18 protein-coding genes are annotated in these 20,060 nt (G+C 53.3%); 11 read left to right on the top strand and 7 right to left on the bottom strand.

Annotated features, from left to right (window positions below):
- Positions 1–41: 41 nt before the first annotated feature.
- The 3 genes from NA330_RS11810 to NA330_RS11820 all read right to left on the bottom strand — a co-directional run bounded on the left by NA330_RS11810 (position 42) and on the right by NA330_RS11820 (position 4,552).
- Positions 42–1,511, bottom strand: coding sequence for an SEL1-like repeat protein (locus tag NA330_RS11810; protein ID WP_023241800.1), 1,470 nt, complete (start codon positions 1,509–1,511; stop codon positions 42–44).
- Between the two features lie 11 nt (positions 1,512–1,522).
- Complete coding sequence (locus tag NA330_RS11815; protein ID WP_023241799.1) at positions 1,523–3,034, bottom strand: SEL1-like repeat protein; 1,512 nt, start codon at positions 3,032–3,034, stop codon at positions 1,523–1,525.
- A 486-nt stretch (positions 3,035–3,520) separates the two neighbouring features.
- A complete protein-coding gene (locus NA330_RS11820; RefSeq protein WP_023241798.1) occupies positions 3,521–4,552 on the bottom strand; it encodes a hypothetical protein in 1,032 nt (343 codons plus the stop codon).
- A gap of 373 nt (positions 4,553–4,925) precedes the next feature.
- On the opposite strand from NA330_RS11820, the gene NA330_RS11825 reads away from it, so the two are divergent.
- Positions 4,926–6,290: an MFS transporter gene (locus NA330_RS11825; protein WP_001000935.1), complete on the top strand. Its 1,365-nt coding sequence runs from the start codon at positions 4,926–4,928 to the stop codon at positions 6,288–6,290.
- Between the two features lie 46 nt (positions 6,291–6,336).
- Here NA330_RS11825 and NA330_RS11830 read toward each other — a convergent pair whose 3' ends face one another.
- Positions 6,337–6,828 carry a YajQ family cyclic di-GMP-binding protein gene (locus NA330_RS11830; RefSeq protein WP_001138913.1) on the bottom strand — a complete coding sequence of 164 codons (492 nt, stop codon included), beginning with the start codon at positions 6,826–6,828 and terminating at the stop codon, positions 6,337–6,339.
- A gap of 125 nt (positions 6,829–6,953) precedes the next feature.
- Here NA330_RS11830 and panE point away from each other — a divergent pair, with 125 nt between their 5' ends.
- Together panE and yajL are read left to right on the top strand one after the other, a co-directional pair.
- Positions 6,954–7,865, top strand: coding sequence for a 2-dehydropantoate 2-reductase (gene panE, locus NA330_RS11835; protein WP_000705814.1), 912 nt, complete (start codon positions 6,954–6,956; stop codon positions 7,863–7,865).
- The gene (yajL, locus tag NA330_RS11840; protein ID WP_001275809.1) at positions 7,828–8,418 is read left to right on the top strand and encodes a protein deglycase YajL; all 591 of its coding nucleotides are present in this window, start codon (positions 7,828–7,830) and stop codon (positions 8,416–8,418) included. Before panE ends, yajL begins: the two co-directional genes overlap by 38 nt.
- A 96-nt stretch (positions 8,419–8,514) precedes the next feature.
- Here yajL and phnX read toward each other — a convergent pair whose 3' ends face one another.
- Both phnX and phnW read right to left on the bottom strand, forming a co-directional pair.
- Positions 8,515–9,324, bottom strand: a complete 810-nt coding sequence (gene phnX / locus NA330_RS11845; protein WP_023241797.1) for a phosphonoacetaldehyde hydrolase — start codon at positions 9,322–9,324, stop codon at positions 8,515–8,517.
- 9 nt (positions 9,325–9,333) lie between these two features.
- Positions 9,334–10,437: a 2-aminoethylphosphonate--pyruvate transaminase gene (phnW, locus tag NA330_RS11850; RefSeq protein WP_023241796.1), complete on the bottom strand. Its 1,104-nt coding sequence runs from the start codon at positions 10,435–10,437 to the stop codon at positions 9,334–9,336.
- Positions 10,438–10,576: 139 nt separating this feature from the next.
- Here phnW and phnR point away from each other — a divergent pair, with 139 nt between their 5' ends.
- The 5 genes from phnR to phnV all read left to right on the top strand — a co-directional run bounded on the left by phnR (position 10,577) and on the right by phnV (position 15,284).
- Positions 10,577–11,296, top strand: a complete 720-nt coding sequence (gene phnR / locus NA330_RS11855; protein WP_000836268.1) for a phosphonate utilization transcriptional regulator PhnR — start codon at positions 10,577–10,579, stop codon at positions 11,294–11,296.
- A 196-nt stretch (positions 11,297–11,492) separates the two neighbouring features.
- Positions 11,493–12,506: a 2-aminoethylphosphonate ABC transporter substrate-binding protein gene (gene phnS / locus NA330_RS11860; RefSeq protein WP_017441698.1), complete on the top strand. Its 1,014-nt coding sequence runs from the start codon at positions 11,493–11,495 to the stop codon at positions 12,504–12,506.
- A 5-nt stretch (positions 12,507–12,511) separates the two neighbouring features.
- On the top strand, positions 12,512–13,621 hold the full coding sequence (gene phnT, locus NA330_RS11865; protein ID WP_000928787.1) for a 2-aminoethylphosphonate ABC transport system ATP-binding subunit PhnT: 1,110 nt from the start codon (positions 12,512–12,514) through the stop codon (positions 13,619–13,621).
- A gap of 2 nt (positions 13,622–13,623) precedes the next feature.
- A complete protein-coding gene (gene phnU, locus NA330_RS11870) occupies positions 13,624–14,484 on the top strand; it encodes a 2-aminoethylphosphonate ABC transporter permease subunit (protein WP_000052716.1) in 861 nt (286 codons plus the stop codon).
- Positions 14,485–14,486: 2 nt separating this feature from the next.
- Positions 14,487–15,284, top strand: coding sequence for a 2-aminoethylphosphonate ABC transport system, membrane component PhnV (gene phnV / locus NA330_RS11875; RefSeq protein ID WP_000909791.1), 798 nt, complete (start codon positions 14,487–14,489; stop codon positions 15,282–15,284).
- Positions 15,285–15,327: 43 nt separating this feature from the next.
- Here phnV and thiI read toward each other — a convergent pair whose 3' ends face one another.
- Positions 15,328–16,776, bottom strand: a complete 1,449-nt coding sequence (thiI, locus tag NA330_RS11880; RefSeq protein WP_000668648.1) for a tRNA uracil 4-sulfurtransferase ThiI — start codon at positions 16,774–16,776, stop codon at positions 15,328–15,330.
- Positions 16,777–16,985: 209 nt separating this feature from the next.
- Between thiI and xseB the strand changes: the two genes are divergently transcribed.
- The 3 genes from xseB to dxs are packed head-to-tail and all read left to right on the top strand — an operon-like array spanning position 16,986 to position 20,014.
- Positions 16,986–17,228: an exodeoxyribonuclease VII small subunit gene (gene xseB / locus NA330_RS11885; protein ID WP_001124944.1), complete on the top strand. Its 243-nt coding sequence runs from the start codon at positions 16,986–16,988 to the stop codon at positions 17,226–17,228.
- Positions 17,229–18,128: a (2E,6E)-farnesyl diphosphate synthase gene (ispA, locus tag NA330_RS11890; protein WP_000348074.1), complete on the top strand. Its 900-nt coding sequence runs from the start codon at positions 17,229–17,231 to the stop codon at positions 18,126–18,128.
- A 23-nt stretch (positions 18,129–18,151) separates the two neighbouring features.
- On the top strand, positions 18,152–20,014 hold the full coding sequence (gene dxs, locus NA330_RS11895; protein WP_000006778.1) for a 1-deoxy-D-xylulose-5-phosphate synthase: 1,863 nt from the start codon (positions 18,152–18,154) through the stop codon (positions 20,012–20,014).
- The last annotated feature ends 46 nt before the right edge of the window (positions 20,015–20,060 follow it).

A 20,060-nucleotide genomic window follows, 5' to 3' on the forward strand; every position in this document is an offset into this window, starting at 1 on the left:
TGATGGCGTATCGCTTGATACGCCATTATTTTCGCTCACAGTTACAGAAAAACGCCTGCCTTAAGCATATCCATCTCTTTACCGTTAACCATTCCCGTCACAGCAGTCACGCTATAGCTATCAACATCGCAAAATTCCGGCTGATAGACAGGTTGTAATGTCGATTCACGGAGCGTATCAGACTTATACCCTTGTAAATTGCGGTCCTGCGTATTTAGCCCAAAAGGCTCAAATGCGATAACCTGCTGTGACATCGCTCCGGCCTTATTTTTCAGCGCCAGTGAGACGCGTAAATTCTCTATACTGCTGATTCTGTCCGTTTTGACGACAAACTCCAGCTCGCATGCATAGCCGCTGCCCTGGCTCGCACCGAAAACACGATCACGATTGAAGGTTAACTTCGGCAAATTCTTTTCACGCATTGCCACAGCCTCAGCGCGGGCCTGTCGGTCTTTTTCGCAGGTCACCTGAAAATGGGGATCGTCTGCAAAACTTGTTCGCCCCTGAGCAAACAACTCCGCTGCCTTCCGGCAGTCTGTGTCGACAAACTGACCGTTGGTATACATCCAGGCAAGATAGTTTAAAGCGCGAGACTTGCCCATCTTCGCCGCCCGTTCAAAGAATTCAAACGCCCGAGCGTAATCAAGCGGAACCTGCGTCCCGGAGTAATAGATCTCACCAAGATTTATGAGCGCATCGGCATTACCCTGCGCAGCCGCCAACTCGTACCACTGCACCCCCTTCTGCAGATCGCGCTTAATCCCTCGTTTTCCATTCAAGTAGAAGTAACCGAGTATATTCTGCGCATCAGCCTGGCCCAATTCAGCAGCCTTGCGGAACCATTGCAACGAACGCGCCTCTTTATCGTCGACCTCAACAAAACCAGAGTCATAGAGGCTACCAACGATAAAGTTAAGTTCAGGGTCTCTCTCCTGCGCCCACAGCTCCGCAAGGTGCAGGATATCCGCCTTTGAATAACCCAGGCGCGTGATGCGCGCGGCCATCGCGCTCCCGCCGCCGGCATACTGGCGTAATGTTTCAATAAACCGGGAACGCTGAGTAATATCGCTTTCCGCGGCTTGCTTTGCCGTATCTATTTCGTCGGCTATCAGGCGCGTCACCGTCTGCGCATCAGTATCGATGTCTGCTTTACTGGTTTTATCCGCAAGCTCTTTTGCCAAAACGTCATCCTGCATCACCCCCAGGCCATGCAGATAAAAATAACGAGCGTTGTAGCAGCCATAGGGTTCTTCAACATGACAAGCCTGCTCATAATACTTGATAGCCTGTATCGTATCTTTCGGCACAGCAACGCCGTACTCATAAATAAACCCCAACTCCGCCAGCGCTTGAGCGTTATTATCTTTGGCTAACGCTTTTAGCTCATTTAGCGCCTGAATATCTTTCTGCGCAATACGGCTATACAACGCGTCAATATCATCACCTGCCTGGCATACCGATGCGAAAGAAAGCCCAAGCAGAAGCAAAAGATTCCATTTCCGTTTTATCATTTTTCATTCCCTTATTTTTTATCTAAAAAGCGCACACTGTCAGCTTTCAGCAAATCAACATTCTTATCGTTAATCGTTGCCGTAGCGGATTTCAGCGTAAAATGGATATCGCCGATCCCGTGACAAAAATCTTGAGTATACAGAGGGAGATCGTATGAGGTAACGAGAGGATCAACAGCATGATTTTGCATATCTATCCCCAGAGTATTCAAACCGAATGGCGGAATCATTAACGTTTCCTCAGTTGCCACTCCATCATCATTTTTCAGCTCAAGCGTAATATGCAAATTCGCCATGTTACGGATTTTATCTGTGCCAATCTGAAAAATTAGTGCGCATTCTTTCGGCTTAGCCGTTATCCCGCGAGAGAAAATACTCTCTTTTTTTAGGGTTACTTTGGGTAAAGCATCCGCGTTGTTTTTTCGACTCTGAATATCCGCTGCGCATTTACTTAAAAATATTTTTTCCTCAACCTTCTTACCTACATATCGAGATGCTTTCTTGTAATACGACCAGGCTTTATCACAATCAGGTGCAGTACCTAAACCGTTATAATACATCCAACTCAACGGCATCGTTGAGCGCGAATTAGTACCATCATTTTCAACCTGCGTAAATAATGCCAGCGCTTTAGCGTAATCAGTGCGCCCTGTTGCGCCAGAATAATAGATTTTACCTAGCGCAATCTGTGCATCGCTGTCACCCTGCTCAGCCGCCTGCCCATACCATTTTTGTGCTTCCTGAATGTCTGGCTTAATCCCCCACTCATCGCCCTCTCCCCCCGAATAAATACCCCCCAAGAGAGATTGGGCCTCAACGACGCCTTTTTCCGCGGCGGCGCGAAACCATTTCAACGAGGCTGGCCTGGCCTTATAAGGCTCATCCACATAATGACCGGAGAAATCATTAAGGGCGAGTAACCCCAGTTGATAATCCATTTGTGGATCGCCGTCCTGCCCCCATAGCGTAGCAAGGCGGAACGTTTTTTCCTGATTAAATCCGATACGACTAAAAAAAAGCGCATCGCTCTCTGGCCTATTATTTAGAAGATTAAATAGTGCATTAATAAATTCTGGCCGCTGCGATTTATCCGTATCGGCCAATGCTTTTGCCGCGTAAATTTCTTGCGAAAACTTATCGATATACTCTTGCTCAATCAATAAATTATCCAGATTCATTTTCTTAGCATACATATTGGCCTGAGCGCTATCTTTCGCCACTCCGTCGCCATACTGATAAGCATACTTCACATTATAACAGCCGTAGTTACCGCCAAGTTCACAGGCCTGCTTGTAATACTGCAACGCCCGCTCGCGATTCATCGGTACATTAAGGCCGTATTCATGGATAAACCCCAGTTCATCCAGAACCGAAGCTCTTTTTTCCACAGGCAAAGCATCAAGATCCTTCTGGGTAAGCGCAGCATATTTTACATCATCTTTACCGTTGTTCGCTGAAGCATTCACCTGGCTAACAAATAAAACACCCGCTAAAATACATAATGATAAGAATTTAATTTTCACAACGAATTCACTCCTTGAATAATATAATAAATAAGACTGATGACAAACCTTCTGCCTGATGGCGCTGCGCTTATCAGTATCTACAGGGTAGTTGCACAATTTATTGATATCAATAAATTTGTAGATCGGGTAAGATATATCCGCCACCCAGCATAAACGTGAATCTCTACTTTGTCAGCAATCTGACGATTTATAATCGTTTTAATCGCTGGATGGCAGTAATATCCGAGTCTACCATTATACAGTTAGCTCCCCAAAAAACATCCTGAGATCACCACAGATAACACGCTGGGCCGCTCGCCAGCGCGATTATGGCCCCCAAAGCCATCTGGCAACAAACGAACAGGGCTTACCGCTGAATATTGTTCTGAGTACAGGCGGGTTCATGAAAGTCAGTATGCGCTCAGGCTTCTGGATGGCATTGATGTAGTCCATAAAGACGGCGACCTCACCTTATAAGATCAACGAGAAAGTAGCGGAAAATTATCAATCAGCGCCCCCGATACCGTCTTTCAGATGAAGCCTGTTATTGATGAGTACAAAATCAAGTATTGCCCGCTGGTGTTCACAATATTCAGATCCCCCCGGAATTTGTTTATTCGGAGCCGATCCTACCGTTACCGATAATTCGCTATCATAAAATTCGGCGGTACTGACGACGTTATCGCATACGCCTTTAACATAATGTTTCTGATCGCCTTCCTGGTAATAATACAAATACTGGTCACTATCATCATCTCCCGTTGAATAATACTTGCGCTTTTGTGCTTCAGCAGTAAGGCTGTTTTCCCGATATTCCATTGTGGTAAGTGTTTGTAAATCAGAATCGATATTTACCAGTGGATTGAGAAACTTTGCTATATCAGAGAAATGTTGTTCAAACGTTTCTTTATCTACTTTAAGGCTGGCTACAGGAAGGTCCTGAAGATCGCCTTTTTGCCAGGGGACCTCTGTCTCCCAGGATAATGGGAAAGTGAAAAATGACTCTACTGTTGAAATGTCCTGATTTTTTAATGCCTGCTGAAACTGCTTAAATTGAGTCAGCATCTCACGCTTTTGGCCGTCGTTCAGCGTAGTCTGTCGGTTTGTATCACTGTCAGTGGTTTGCCCCAGCACCTGTGTAGATGTCAGAACGAGCGTTGCCCCTTCAGCAACATCGGAGTGCTGAAGCCCCCCGGTGACGGTAATGTGCTCACCTGCAAATGCCCGCAGACTGTTATTCGTTCCATCGTTCGACGTCAGTGCGATTTCCATATCGTCTTTCTCTGCTTCAGCGCTATCCGTGCCGATGGTACAGACTGGCTGATCCAGTAAGAGGTTAACCTCAACGTCCCGTCTGTCTATTTTCTGGTCTTCCGGGGTTTCACCGTAACCTGGAGGGCCAAAATTAACGACGACCTGCACATAGCCGCTGAGGGTGACTTCTTTCTGGTAACTGAGACATGCGCCATCGTTTGCATAAACCTGGCTGGTACCTGCAAGTAAAAGCAGAGCCGGAATAATAACTCCATATCGCATAGCAAAAACCTTTTTAATCATGTAGTTAGTCGTAAGTGTTAATTGAGCGCCACGCTGCGGCTCAAATTGCTGACAATTGACGAGTTCTGCTATTGCTACATGGAGCAACAGCGCACACAGCTTAAAGGCCGTGGCCGACCACTACACTATACTGAGATGGCTCAGATAGCCACTTACAGCCCATCAGCTCAAGGAGATCGGAATATGAATGAGCACAAGGCTATGCTGACTCTCCCGATCGCCCTATCGTGTTAACAATTTATCTCTTTTTTAGCTCAACTGTTTCAAAAACATAATATTTGCTAATTAACCCTCTATTTACCCGGCACACTCCCCGCACTACACTACTCCCAGCTTTTATACAGAGGTGGCAATGAACGATTATAAAATGACGCCAGGGGAGCTGCGCGCCACATGGGGTTTAGGGACCGTCTTTTCGTTGCGTATGCTGGGCATGTTTATGGTTCTACCAGTACTGACCACATACGGTATGGCGCTACAGGGCGCCAGCGAAGCATTAATCGGCATTGCGATCGGCATTTACGGGCTGGCGCAGGCTATCTTTCAAATTCCCTTTGGGCTGCTGTCCGACCGCATTGGCCGCAAACCGCTGATTGTCGGCGGACTGGCGGTATTTGTCGCGGGCAGCGTCATTGCCGCGCTCTCCCACTCAATCTGGGGCATTATTCTGGGGCGAGCGCTACAAGGGTCCGGCGCTATTGCCGCCGCCGTCATGGCGCTCCTGTCTGACCTCACCCGCGAGCAAAACCGTACCAAAGCGATGGCGTTTATCGGCGTCAGCTTTGGTATCACCTTCGCGATTGCGATGGTATTAGGGCCGATCGTTACCCATAGTCTGGGATTGAACGCGTTGTTCTGGATGATCGCCGCCCTCGCCACTCTGGGCATTCTTCTGACGATCTGGGTGGTTCCCAACAGTACTAACCATGTGCTGAATCGCGAATCCGGGATGGTCAAAGGCAGCTTCAGTAAAGTGCTGGCGGAGCCGAGGCTGCTCAAACTCAATTTCGGCATTATGTGTCTGCATATTTTATTGATGTCCACCTTTGTCGCCCTGCCCGGCCAGCTTGCCGATGCTGGTTTCCCTGCCGCCGAACACTGGAAGGTGTATCTGGCAACCATGGTGATCGCCTTTGCCGCCGTCGTGCCTTTTATCATCTATGCTGAAGTCAAACGGCGGATGAAGCAGGTATTCCTGTTCTGCGTGGGGCTCATTATCGTCGCGGAAATCGTGTTGTGGGGAGCGGGCCAACATTTCTGGGAGCTGGTGATTGGCGTACAACTCTTTTTCCTCGCCTTTAATCTGATGGAGGCGCTGCTGCCTTCGCTTATTAGCAAAGAGTCGCCCGCGGGGTATAAAGGAACGGCGATGGGCGTCTATTCTACCAGTCAGTTTCTTGGCGTGGCGCTTGGCGGTTCGCTGGGCGGCTGGATAGACGGCACGTTTGATGGGCAAACCGTTTTCCTTGCCGGGGCCGTACTGGCGATGGTATGGCTGGCAGTGGCAAGTACCATGAAAGAGCCGCCCTATGTCAGCAGCCTGCGCGTGGAAATTCCAGCGGATATTGTTGCTGACGACAGGCTAAAACAGCGACTGTTGGCAATGAAAGGCGTAAGCGAAGCGCTGATCGTGGCGGAAGAGCATTCCGCTTACGTCAAAATCGACAGCAAAGTGACCAATCGCTTTGAAGTTGAACAGCTTATCAGCAAAGGATGAATGCTGCATTGCCGGATGGCGGCGAGGCTCTATCCGGCATAACAACTTAATCGCGGAAGTTTTTGAACTGGAACGGCTGGCCCAAATCGCCGCCGCGAACCAGCGCCATTACCGATTGCAGATCGTCACGTGATTTGCCCGTCACGCGAATCTCTTCCCCCTGAATTTGCGCCTGCACCTTCAGTTTGCTGTCTTTAATCAGCTTGACGATTTTCTTCTGCACGGCGCTTTCAATGCCCTGCTTCAGCTTCGCTTCCACATACCAGGTTTTACCGCTATGCACGAACTCGTCCGGTACATCCAGCGAAGCGCCTTCAATACCGCGTTTAAGCAGCTTGGCGCGCAGAATATCGAGCAACTGATTGACCTGGAAATCGGACTCGCTCAGCACCTTGATGGTTTTATTGGCATCGTTCAGTTCAATAGTCGCCTCTACGCCACGAAAGTCAAAACGAGACTCAACCTCGCGAACCGCGTTATCCACGCCGTTACGCGCTTCCTGCAGATCAACTTCAGAAACAATATCGAAAGATGGCATCTTTTCTTCTCCCTTCATTTTCGTTGCGTTGCATAATACCTGCAACGAGGCTTAACGAGAAGCTTAGCTGATGACGCTATAATTAGCGCCATAACACCTGGCGCTGTTGCAGGTGAGGAGGAACAATGAAAATTACTGTACTGGGATGCGGAGCCTTAGGACAACTTTGGCTTTCGGCACTGTGCAAACACGGACATGACGTACAGGGCTGGCTACGGGTGCCACAACCTTATTGCAGCGTAAATCTGATCGATACCGATGGTTCCTTTTTCAACGAATCACTGACGGCAAACGATCCGGATTTTTTGGCGAAGAGCGAACTGTTGTTAGTCACGCTGAAAGCGTGGCAGGTTTCCGACGCAGTACGAACCCTGGCGTCAACCCTACCGGTGACGTCGCCTATCCTGCTCATTCATAATGGAATGGGAACCATAGAAGAGCTGCAAAATATCCAACAGCCGATGTTGATGGGGACTATCACCCATGCTGCGCGCCGCGACGGTAATATCATTATTCATGTCGCTAACGGTACTACGCATATTGGCCCGGCGCGCGAGCAAGACGGCGATTACAGTTATCTCGCCGATATCCTGCAGGGGGTACTGCCCGATGTCGCCTGGCATAACAATATCCGCGCAGAGATGTGGCGCAAACTGGCCGTCAACTGTGTTATCAACCCGCTCACCGCGCTTTGGAACTGCCCGAACGGCGAGCTGCGCCATCATCCTGATGAAATCAACGCGATTTGTGAAGAGGTCGCCGCCGTGATTGAACGTGAAGGCTACCACACATCGGCAGACGATTTACGCTATTATGTTGAGCAAGTGATTGACAGTACGGCAGAAAACATCTCATCCATGTTGCAGGACGTGCGTGCCATGCGCCATACCGAAATTGACTACATCACCGGTTATTTACTCAAGCGCGCCCGTGTGCACGGTCTCGCCGTTCCGGAAAATAGCCGCCTGTTTGAAATGGTAAAGCGAAAGGAGAGTGAGTATGAGCGCTCAGGCACTGGTATGCCTCGCCCCTGGTAGTGAAGAGACCGAAGCGGTCACCACTATCGATCTGCTGGTTCGCGGCGGAATCCACGTCACTACCGCCAGCGTCGCCAGCGATGGCAACCTGACGATTGTCTGCTCGCGCGGCGTGAAGCTGCTGGCGGATGCGCCGCTGGTTGAAGTTGCCGACGGCGATTATGACATCATCGTGTTGCCCGGCGGAATTAAAGGCGCCGAGTGCTTTCGCGACAGCCCGCTGCTGGTCGAAACCGTAAAACAGTTTCACCGCTCCGGGCGCATTGTCGCAGCCATTTGCGCCGCAGCCGCCACAGTGCTCGTGCCGCACGATATCTTCCCTATCGGCAATATGACCGGCTTTCCGGCACTGAAAGATAAAATTCCCGCCGAACAGTGGCAGGATAAGCGTGTGGTGTGGGATGCGCGGGTAAAATTATTAACCAGCCAGGGACCGGGTACCGCTATCGATTTTGGTTTGAAAATCATCGACCTGTTGGTTGGTCGTGAAAAAGCGCATGAAGTGGCTTCGCAACTGGTGATGGCGGCGGGGATTTATAACTACTACGAATAAGAATGATTGCCGGATGGCGGCGTAAACACCTTATCCGGCCTACAAAACGGTACAGTCTGTAGGCCGAATAAGCGACAGCGCCATCCGGCAGTTATTTTACGGGCGTTCGCCCTGCGCCAGACGCGCATTAATATGCGCAATCACCCCAGGTAAATCCGCCAGTGAATCCACCACGTAATGCGCCCCGGCGGCGTACAGCTTGCTGGCCGCGTGCTCGCGGCGGACCGCAACGTCCTCTTTCGACATAGTCTGATAGGCGTCCCATGTTGCGCCGAATTCGTTACCCGATACCGCCAGCCCCACCGTCCACATCCCCGCGTTAAGCCCCTCGCTAATGCCCGGCGCGGCATCATCTACCTTCACACAGTGCGCGACCGCATCAATGCCCAGCGCAATCACGTTTTGCAGCGCCATCCACGGCCCCGGGCGACCACCCGCGGCCAGGTCGTCCGTTGCCACCCAATGATCCGGACGATAACCATGCTCAGTGGCGGCAGGGACCAGGCGCTCCATCACCGCTCGTGGGTAACCGGAACAGGAGCCTATCTTAATGCCCTCGGCTCGTAGCGCCGCGATCGTGTCGATAACTCCGGCAATAGGAGAAGAAAAATCGACAACTTTAGCAATCTGTAACGGCATGAAAGCGGCGTAGATGGCATCAATATCTGCTGCGCTCATGGAGCGGCCAAACTTTGCCTGCCAGCGCGCGTCAACAGCAGGTAATTTTCCCAGCGCTTCAATGTGTTGCCATTTACCCAGCCCCATTGGCACGCGTGCTTCGGCGAGGGTGATCTCCACATCAAATGCCTGACGGAACGCCTCGACGAAAATTTGCGTCGGCGCGAAGGAGCCAAAATCGACGGTGGTGCCCGCCCAGTCGAGAATAACAGCGTGAATACGGTTCATCATGGTTCCTTATTTCGTCCAGTACATGGCGGTACGAATGGCGGTCAGCAGGGCCGTGATATCGGCGGCATATACTTCGCCAATGTTGCCGATGCGGAAGCAGTCGCTTTGCGACACTTTGCCAGGATAGATAACAAAGCCCTGCTCTTTGAGGCGGCGATAAAATTCGCTAAAGCGATACTGCGGGTCTTCCGGTGAATAAAAGGCGGTGATAATGGGTGAATGAAGTTCGTCATCCAGCAGCGTGTTAAAGCCCAGCGCCCGCATTCCGGCCACCAGGCTGCGCTGATTTTGCTGATAGCGTTGATGACGTGCCGCCACGCCACCTTCTTTCGCCAGCTCTTTCAGCGCCTGGGCAAACGCCAGGACGGTATGAGTGGGCGAAGTAAAACGCCATTTGCCGTGGTTATCCTCCATGCAGCGCCACTGGGCGTAGAGATCTAACGACAGCGAGCGGGAACGCCCTTTGCACGCGGCCAGTTTTTGCTCGCGGGCAATCACGAAGGCAAAACCCGGCACGCCCTGAATGCATTTATTGGCGGAGCTGATCAGATAGTCGATGTGTAATGTTGCAATATCCATGGGGATGCCGCCGAAGCTGCTCATGGCGTCAACGATGTAGGTTTTGCCATAGCGATGCGCCAGATCGCCCACCTCATCAATGGGGTTGAGCATCCCGGTGGTCGTTTCGCTATGCACCATGGCGATATGGCTGATCGTCGGGTCGGCATTGAGGATCGCGTCGATCGCCTGCACGTCCGGGCGCGCAACTTCGCCGCAGTCGTAAGCGTGATGGGCGATACCCATAAGGCCGGCCATCTCGACCATTCGTGCGCCGTATGCACCGTTGCTGACGATCAGCACCTTATCCTGCGGCCCCAATGCGCTGCCCAGTACGGCTTCCACAGCATAGCTGCCGCTGCCTTGCAGCAGTACGGAGGTGTAGCCTTCGGAGGCCGTTGCCAGTGCGGTTAGCTGCTGGCGAATCTGTTCCACCACGCCGATATTGTAATCATCATCCCAGGTACAGCTATCGAACAACATCGCTTCTTTCACGGTACGAGAGGTGGTGAGCGGGCCAGGAGTCAGCAGCAGATAGTTACGCGAAGTCATGTTATTTACCTTTGGTCTATACCAGATTGCATTTATCATGACGATCTTTGCCGCGACGGGTCAAAGAGAAAATCGCGCTGCAACAAAAAATTCATCTCTGCTTGTATAATGGCGGCAGGCAAAACGGAAGCGAGTAAGCATGAAATCTATCCCGGGCGATATCCCGCAGTACCTGTTGATCAAGGCGCAGCTTCAGGCGCGTATTCAGAGCGGTGCGTTGAAAAGCGGTGATAAACTGCCGTCTGAACGCGAACTGTGCGCGATCTTCAACACCACGCGCATTACTATTCGCGAAAGTCTGGCGCAGCTGGAGTCCAGTGGGCTTATCTGGCGCGCCGATCGTCGCGGTTGGTTCGTTACGCCGGAACGCCTGTGGCTGGATCCGACCCAGAACACCAACTTCCATAAGCTTTGCCGCGAGCAGGGGCGGGAGCCAAAAACCGCGCTACTGAGCGGCGTGTTAACCACCGTGCCTGTCGAGGTCATGGAGCCCCTCCAGCTCCAGCCGTTTGATCAAATCTATCTGCTGACCCGTCTGCGTTACGCCGATGGCCGCGCCGTGTGCTACTGCGAAAACCATTGTTTGCCCGCCCGCGTGCCTGAGCTGCTGCAGTACGATCTCAACGGCAGCCTGACCGAGGTATACGAGTCGCACTACAACCTCGTCTATACCAGCATGCATCTGTCGTTCTACCCCACCGCCATGCCTGCGCAGGCCGCACAGGCGCTGGGAGTTATGGAAGGACGCCCGGCGCTGTTGCTGCGCCGTCTGAACTACGATCAACACGGGCGAGTGCTGGATCTGGATATCGAATACTGGCGTCACGACAGCCTGCGCATTGAGGTAGATACCCACTAGCGGGTGCGCGGATGTTGGCTGCGGGCCTTATCCGGCCTGTCAATCGTATCGTCTCACGGCTATCCGGATAAGCGCAGCATCATCCGGCGTGGACTGATTTATTTCTCTTTCATCGTTTTGTCATATAAGCCGTTTAGCGTAAAAAGCAAACCTGGTATAGGCCAGAAAATGCAACGTACGCTATGAGGCTATTACGATGAAACTTTCCCGACTTGCTCTGCTGTCTGTCTTCGCTCTCGCCAGCGCCCCGTCATGGGCGGAATCGGTGGTCACGGTGTACTCCATCGACGGGCTGCACGATGGCGATAACAGCTGGTACCAGGTGCAGTTTGGCGCATTCACCAAAGCGACCGGCATTACAGTACGCTATGTTGAAGGCGGTGGTGGCGTGGTAGTGGAACGTCTGGCAAAAGAGCGCACGAATCCACAGGCCGACGTGCTGGTAACCGCGCCGCCATTCATTCAGCGCGCCGCCGCCGAAAAGCTGCTGGCGAACTTTAACACCGACGCCGCCTCGGCTATCCCCGATGCCAACAACCTTTATTCGCCGCTGGTAAAGAACTATCTGAGCTTTATCTACAACAGCAAGCTGCTGAAAACTGCCCCGGCGAACTGGCAGGATCTGCTTGACGGTAAATTCAAAAATAAACTCCAGTATTCCACGCCAGGTCAGGCCGCTGACGGCACGGCGGTGATGCTGCAGGCTTTCCACAGCTTCGGCAGTAAAGATGCCGGTTTTGCGTATCTCGGCAAGCTGCAGGCCAATAACGTCGGGCCATCTGCCTCTACCGGCAAGCTAACCGCGCTGGTTAATAAAGGTGAAATCTACGTCGCTAACGGCGACCTGCAAATGAACCTCGCGCAGATGGAACGTAACCCGAACGTGAGAATCTTCTGGCCGGCCAACGACAAAGGCGAGCGCAGCGCGCTGGCCATCCCTTATGTCATTGGCCTGGTCCAGGGGGCGCCGCAGAGTGAAAATGGTAAAAAGCTGATTAACTTCCTGCTGAGTAAAGAAGCGCAGACTCGCGTCAGCGAACTCTCCTGGGGAATGCCGGTACGCAGCGACGTAACGCCGAGCGACGAACATTATAAGGCCGCCACTGCCGCGTTAGAAGGCGTGCAGAGCTGGCAGCCAAATTGGGATGACGTAGCCGTTTCGCTGTCGGCAGATATTAGCCGTTGGCACAAAGTGACCGAAAGCGAGTAAGCCTGATGCTGATGAAAACGACCGCCGTTCACGCCCCTGCATCGCAGGGGACATCGGGGATAGTCCTCGACTCGCTGCGCGTTGCGTATCACGGCAACGTGGTGCTTAAACCGCTCTCTTTGACGATTGAACCTGGCGAAGTGCTGGCGCTGATTGGCCCATCAGGATCTGGAAAAACGACGGTGCTGCGTGCGGTTGCGGGCTTTGTGCAACCTGCAGGCGGTCGTATTCTGATTGGCGATACGGACGTCACCCATCTGCCACCCTATAAACGCGGGTTGGCGATGGTGGTGCAGAACTACGCCTTGTTCCCGCATCTGAAAGTGGAAGACAACGTCGCTTTTGGCCTGCGTGCGCAGAAGCAGCCAAAGGCGCTAATTAATGAGCGTGTAACGCAGGCGCTGAAAACGGTTGGCATGAGTGATTACGCCGCCCGTTATCCGCATCAACTTTCCGGCGGCCAGCAGCAACGCGTGGCCATCGCCCGCGCGATTGCCGTGCGCCCGCGCGTGCTGTTGCTGGATGAACCACTGTCAGCGCTGGACGCACAGATTCGTCATAATATGGTGGAAGAAATCGCCCGTCTTCACCGTGAGCTGCCGGAACTCACTATTCTCTACGTCACCCACGATCAAACGGAAGCGCTCACCCTGGCCGATAAAATCGGCATTATGAAGGATGGTTCGCTGATTGCTCACGGCGAAACCCGCGCGCTATATCAGCATCCGCCCAATCGTTTTGCCGCCGAATTCTTAGGCCGCGCCAATATTCTCTCCGCCATCGCGCTGGGGATAACGGAGGCTCCGGGGCTGGTGGACGTCAGCTGCGGCGGTGCGGTGATTCGCGCGTTCAGCCGGGGCAGCCACCACGGTTACAACAAACTGCTGTGCATTCGTCCTCAGCACCTCAGCCTAACGCCGCGTTCGGCCTACAGCAACCGCTTCAACGCCACACTGCAATCGGTGCACTGGCAGGGCGATTTAACCCATCTGCTGTGTGACGTTGCTGGCGAAACGGTGCGGATGGTGTTGACGCATGTCAATCCGCTGCCGCGCGTGGGCGACAAGCTGGCGCTGTGGTTCGAACCGGATGATGCGGTCCTGATTGAGGTATAACCATGTCACTCATTTTACCTCTGGAAAAACCGGCGCTTAACCTACGCCCGCTGCTGTGGCTGCTGCTCCCGTTGCTGGTGCTGGCGACGCTGTTTTTCTGGCCTCTGTCGCTCATCGTTGAACAGGCGCTACGCGGTGCCAATGGCGAGATCGGGCTCGAGACCTTCCGCCAGGTGGTCGACTCGAAACGCTTTGTCGGCGCGTTGCTGAACACGTTGCAAATCGCCTTTTTCGCCACCGCCGGTTGCCTGCTGCTGGGCAGCGTGATGTCGCTGATTCTGGTGTTTATTCCTTTCCCCGGAAGCGAGTTGATTGGTCGGGTCGTCGATACTTTTATTGCGCTGCCGACCTTCCTGATTACGCTGGCGTTCACCTTTATTTATGGGTCAGCGGGTCTGCTCAACGGTACGCTGATGAGCCTGTTTGCCTTTGAGCTACCGCCGGTGGATTTTCTCTACTCAATGCAGGGCGTCATTCTGGCGGAGATCACGGTGTTCACTCCGCTGGTGATGCGGCCACTGATGGCCGCGCTGCGGCAAATTGATAAAAGCCAGCTAGAGGCAGCCAGCATTCTGGGGGCGCACCCGTTACGGGTGATTGGGCAGGTGATTTTCCCGGCGGCGCTACCGGCGCTGATGGCTGGTGGCAGCCTGTGCCTGCTGTTGACCACTAACGAGTTTGGCATCGTACTGTTTATTGGCGCGAAAGGGGTTAACACCCTGCCGATGATGGTTTACAGCAAAGCGATTCTGGAGTCCGACTATACGGTCGCCTGCATGATTGCGTTGATTAACATTGTCTTGTCGCTGGGGCTGTTCTCCCTCTATCGCCTGGCGGCATCGCGTACCGGCGTAAGGAGCTAGCCATGCTAATTTGGTCACCTAAAGGACGCGCAGCGGCGGGCGTTGTGGCTAGCGTACTGTTTATCGTGTTCTTTTTCCTGCCGCTGGCGGTGATTCTGATGTCCAGCCTTAGCCAGCAGTGGAACGGTATTCTGCCGAGTGGCTTCACGCTGAACCACTTTGTTAACGCTCTGCACGGTGCGGCATGGGATGCCCTACTTGCCAGCCTCACGATTGGCTTTTGCGCCAGCCTGTTTGCGCTGCTTTGCGGCGTTTGGGCGGCGCTGGCGCTGCGTCAATATGGGGTGAAAACGCAGAAATGGTTAAGTATGGTGTTCTATCTGCCGAGTGCGATTCCGTCAGTGTCCGTGGGCCTGGGCATTCTGGTTGCTTTCAGCCAGGGGCCATTGCAAATGAACGGCACCCTATGGATTGTGCTGACAGCGCACTTTGTGCTGATTTCCGCCTTTACCTTCAGTAACGTGTCGACCGGACTGGCGCGAATTTCCGCCGATATTGAAAACGTCGCGTCGAGTCTGGGGGCATCGCCCTGGTATCGTCTGCGTCACGTGACGTTGCCGTTATTGATGCCGTGGATGATGTCAGCGCTGGCGCTGAGTTTATCGCTCTCCATGGGGGAGTTGGGCGCGACGATGATGATTTATCCGCCGGGCTGGACGACGCTGCCGGTGGCTATCTTTAGCCTGACCGACCGTGGAAATATCGCCGACGGCGCGGCGCTGACCATTGTGCTGGTGGCCATTACGCTGCTGCTGATGATGAAGCTGGAGCGCATTGCAAAACGGTTGGGGCAGAAATAAAACGGTAGGCCGGGTAGGACATAACCGCCACCCGGCAAAGGAATTACGGACGATACACCTTCACATTGGCAAACCCCTGCTCGCGCAGATAGAGCGCCTGCAGGCGACTCATTACGCCGCGTTCGCACCATAGCAGCCAGGTTTTGCTCTGATCGAGGTCGCCAAATTTAGTGCTCAGCTTGTAGAAAGGCAGTGAAACCACGTCCACACCTTCCACTTTCAGCGGCTTGTCATCCTGCTCATCGACAGAACGGATATCCAGAATCACATCGTTGGCGCCAAAACCGCTCACGGTTTCAACTTCCACCACCTCCTGCTGGGTCTGCTGGGCGATTTCACGAATATCGACGTTGTTCGCTTCTTCTACCACCTTATCGAGAATACTGAAGTCGAAATTTTCTTCTTCGGCTTCAATTTTCGCTTTAATGGCTTTCACCGTCGGACTTTTTGAAATCACGCCACAGTATTCCGGCATCGTACGGGCAAAATCTTCCGTACCAATCTGGCGCGCCAGGTTGATAATGTGCTCTTTATCGTAAGAGATCAGCGGGCGCAGGATCAGCGTGTCAGACACGTTATCGATCAAGCGCAAGTTGGTTAGCGTCTGGCTGGACACCTGGCCCAGCGCTTCGCCGGTCACCAGCGCCTGTACGCCGTAACGTTCCGCCACTTTCGACGCCGCGCGTACCATCATACGTTTGAGCACCACGCCCATCTGGCCGTCGTCAACTTTCTCCAGAATCTCGCCGACCACCGGTTCGAAGTTAATCGCCACAAAACGCACGCGATGGGAGCTGCCAAAGCGGTTCCACAGGTAATGCGCCACCTGGCGAACGCCGATTTCATGCGCCGCGCCGCCAAGGTTAAAGAAGCAGTAGTGTACGCGACAGCCGCGACGCATCAGCATATAGCTGGAGACGCCGGAGTCAAAACCGCCGGAGATCAGCGACAGCACATCTTCCTGGGTGCCAATCGGGAAACCGCCAATACCTTCATAACGCCCTTTGATCAGCAGCAGGCGATCATCTTCCACTTCCAGATGCACCGTCACATCCGGGTTAGTGAGCTTCACGCGCGCCGATTCAATATGCTGATTTAATCCGCCGCCAACATAGCGCTCCACCTCAATGGAGCTAAACTCATGCTTACCGCGACGTTTTACGCGCACGCAGAAGGTTTTGCCTTCAAGCTGCTCGCGATACTGCGCCAACGCTTTCTCGAAAATGTCGTGCATATCGGTGAACGGCACATCTTCGACTTCAAGAATATGGTGGATCCCCGGAATGCGGGTCAGCGCGTCGCGAATCGCCAGACGCTGGTTTTCATCTTTGGCGCGAACTTCAATGTTATCCCAGTGACGGACAACCGCGAGGGTCTCATCGTAGTGCTTTAAAACGTTACGGATGTTCCCGGTTAAAATTTTTATAAAGCGCAAACGCACAGATTGGCTTTTGATAGTGATTTCCGGGAACAATTTAATGATAAACTTCATGGCGGCAATGGTTCTTTAGCAAGCTATCTAAGGCTTGTCGTGGAGAAATAGTACAGCAGCCCATACCTACGGCTGCATCCAGGCGCGGAAGTATATCACTATCACGGACATCTTGCGCATTTCCCCTTACCATTGCGCGTTATTTGCTTATCAGTGTGAGTCCGTTACCATAGACTTGTGCTGCCATTACAGAGAGTCAAACAGTCATCATGCCGAAGAAAAATGAGGCGCCCGCCAGCTTTGAAACTGCGCTGAGCGAGCTGGAACATATTGTTACCCGCCTGGAAAGCGGCGATTTGCCGCTGGAAGACGCGCTGAATGAATTCGAGCGCGGCGTACAACTGGCGCGTCAGGGGCAGGCAAAACTGCAGCAGGCGGAACAGCGCGTGCAAATTTTGCTGTCTGATAATGAAGAGGCTTCACCTGAGCCTTTTATCGCGGATAATGAGTAAATGGACTTTACGCAGCAGCTACAGGCTTGCGTAACGCAAGCGAATCAGGCGCTGAGCCGTTTTATCGCGCCACTGCCCTTTCAGAACACTCCCGTGGTCGAAGCCATGCAGTATGGCGCATTATTAGGCGGTAAACGCCTGCGGCCATTTCTGGTTTACGCCACCGGTCAAATGTTTGGCGTCAGTACGGCAACGCTGGATGCGCCAGCTGCGGCGGTCGAATGCATTCATGCCTATTCGCTGATCCATGACGACCTGCCAGCAATGGACGATGACGATTTGCGTCGCGGCCTGCCGACTTGCCATATTAAATTTGGCGAAGCCAACGCAATCCTGGCGGGAGACGCGTTGCAAACGCTGGCGTTTGCCATTATCAGCGACGCGCCGATGCCGGAAGTCGCCGATCGCGATCGTATCGCGATGATCGCCGAACTGGCGAACGCCAGCGGCATCGCCGGTATGTGCGGTGGTCAGGCATTGGATCTGGCGGCAGAAGGCCAGCGGATCACTCTGGACGCGCTGGAACGCATTCATCGCCATAAGACCGGCGCGCTCATTCGCGCCGCCGTTAGACTTGGCGCGTTGAGCGCGGGCGATAAAGGACGGAATACTCTGCCGATACTTGACCGCTATGCAGAGAGTATCGGCCTTGCCTTCCAGGTTCAGGATGACATTCTGGATGTGGTGGGCGATACTGCAACGTTAGGTAAACGTCAGGGCGCAGACCAGCAGCTTGGCAAAAGTACCTACCCTGCACTTCTGGGTCTTGAGCAAGCCCGGAATAAAGCCCGGGACCTGATAGAGGACGCCCGTCAGTCGTTACATCAGCTGGCCGCGCAATCACTGGACACCTCGGCACTGGAAGCGCTAGCGAACTACATAATCCAGCGTGATAAATAAACCCCATATCCAATGAGCTTGCGATGAGTTTTGATATAGCCAAATACCCTACCCTGGCATTGGTCGACTCCACCCAGGAGTTACGACTGTTACCGAAAGAGAGTCTGCCGAAACTCTGCGACGAGCTACGCCGCTACTTACTCGACAGCGTAAGCCGTTCCAGCGGGCACTTCGCTTCCGGGCTGGGCACGGTAGAACTTACCGTGGCGCTGCATTATGTCTACAACACCCCGTTTGACCAGCTAATCTGGGATGTTGGACACCAGGCTTATCCACATAAAATCCTTACCGGTCGTCGCGACAAAATCGGCACCATTCGCCAGAAAGGCGGTCTGCATCCGTTCCCGTGGCGCGGAGAAAGTGAATACGATGTGCTGAGCGTTGGGCATTCCTCCACCTCCATCAGCGCCGGTATCGGTATTGCCGTGGCGGCGGAGAAAGAAGGCAAAGATCGCCGCACCGTCTGTGTGATTGGCGACGGCGCCATCACCGCCGGTATGGCGTTTGAAGCAATGAATCACGCAGGCGATATCCGGCCCGACATGCTGGTCATTCTGAACGACAATGAAATGTCGATTTCGGAAAACGTCGGCGCGCTCAACAACCATCTGGCGCAGCTACTTTCCGGTAAGCTTTACTCTTCTCTGCGCGAAGGCGGAAAAAAGGTCTTCTCCGGCGTACCGCCAATTAAAGAACTGCTCAAGCGTACCGAAGAACATATTAAAGGCATGGTTGTGCCGGGCACACTGTTCGAAGAGCTGGGCTTTAACTACATCGGGCCGGTCGATGGTCACGATGTCATGGGGCTTATCAGCACATTGAAGAACATGCGCGACCTGAAAGGCCCGCAGTTCCTGCATATCATGACCAAGAAAGGCCGCGGCTATGAGCCCGCGGAAAAAGATCCGATCACTTTCCATGCGGTGCCTAAATTTGATCCTTCCAGCGGATGTTTGCCGAAAAGCAGCGGCGGTCTGCCCGGTTATTCAAAAATCTTCGGTGACTGGCTGTGTGAAACCGCCGCCAAAGACAGCAAGCTGATGGCGATCACCCCAGCAATGCGCGAAGGTTCCGGCATGGTGGAATTTTCACGTAAATTCCCGGATCGCTATTTTGACGTCGCCATCGCCGAGCAGCATGCCGTCACCTTCGCCGCAGGTCTGGCGATTGGCGGCTATAAGCCCGTTGTGGCGATCTACTCTACTTTCCTGCAACGCGCCTACGATCAGGTCATCCATGACGTCGCTATCCAGAAACTGCCGGTCATGTTCGCCATCGATCGCGCCGGTATCGTTGGCGCGGATGGACAAACACACCAGGGCGCGTTCGATCTCTCCTATCTGCGCTGCATCCCGGATATGGTGATCATGACGCCAAGCGACGAAAACGAATGTCGCCAGATGTTATTTACCGGGTATCACTATAACGACGGCCCGACGGCAGTACGTTATCCACGCGGTAATGCGCAGGGCGTGGCGCTAACCCCGCTGGAAAAACTGCCTATTGGTAAAGGCCTTGTGAAGCGTCATGGCGAAAAACTGGCGATTCTGAACTTTGGCACCTTAATGCCTGAGGCGGCGAAAGTCGCCGAAGCGCTGAACGCCACGCTGGTCGACATGCGCTTTGTTAAGCCGCTGGACGACACGTTAATTCTGGAGATGGCCGCGCAGCATGACGCGCTGGTGACGCTGGAAGAAAACGCCATTATGGGCGGCGCTGGCAGCGGCGTAAACGAAGTGCTAATGGCCCATCGTAAACCTGTACCTGTGCTGAATATCGGTCTTCCGGATTTCTTTATCCCGCAAGGAACGCAGGAAGAAGCCCGCGCGGAACTGGGGCTCGACGCCGCAGGCATTGAAGCCAAAATCAAGGCCTGGCAGGCATAATCCCCTCTTTGCTCCTGCTATGCTTGAAGAGTGACGGGTATAACAG

Origin of the sequence: Salmonella sp. NW722 (assembly GCF_051702785.1) — a bacterium.
GTDB classification, from domain to species: Bacteria; Pseudomonadota; Gammaproteobacteria; order Enterobacterales; family Enterobacteriaceae; genus Salmonella; species Salmonella enterica.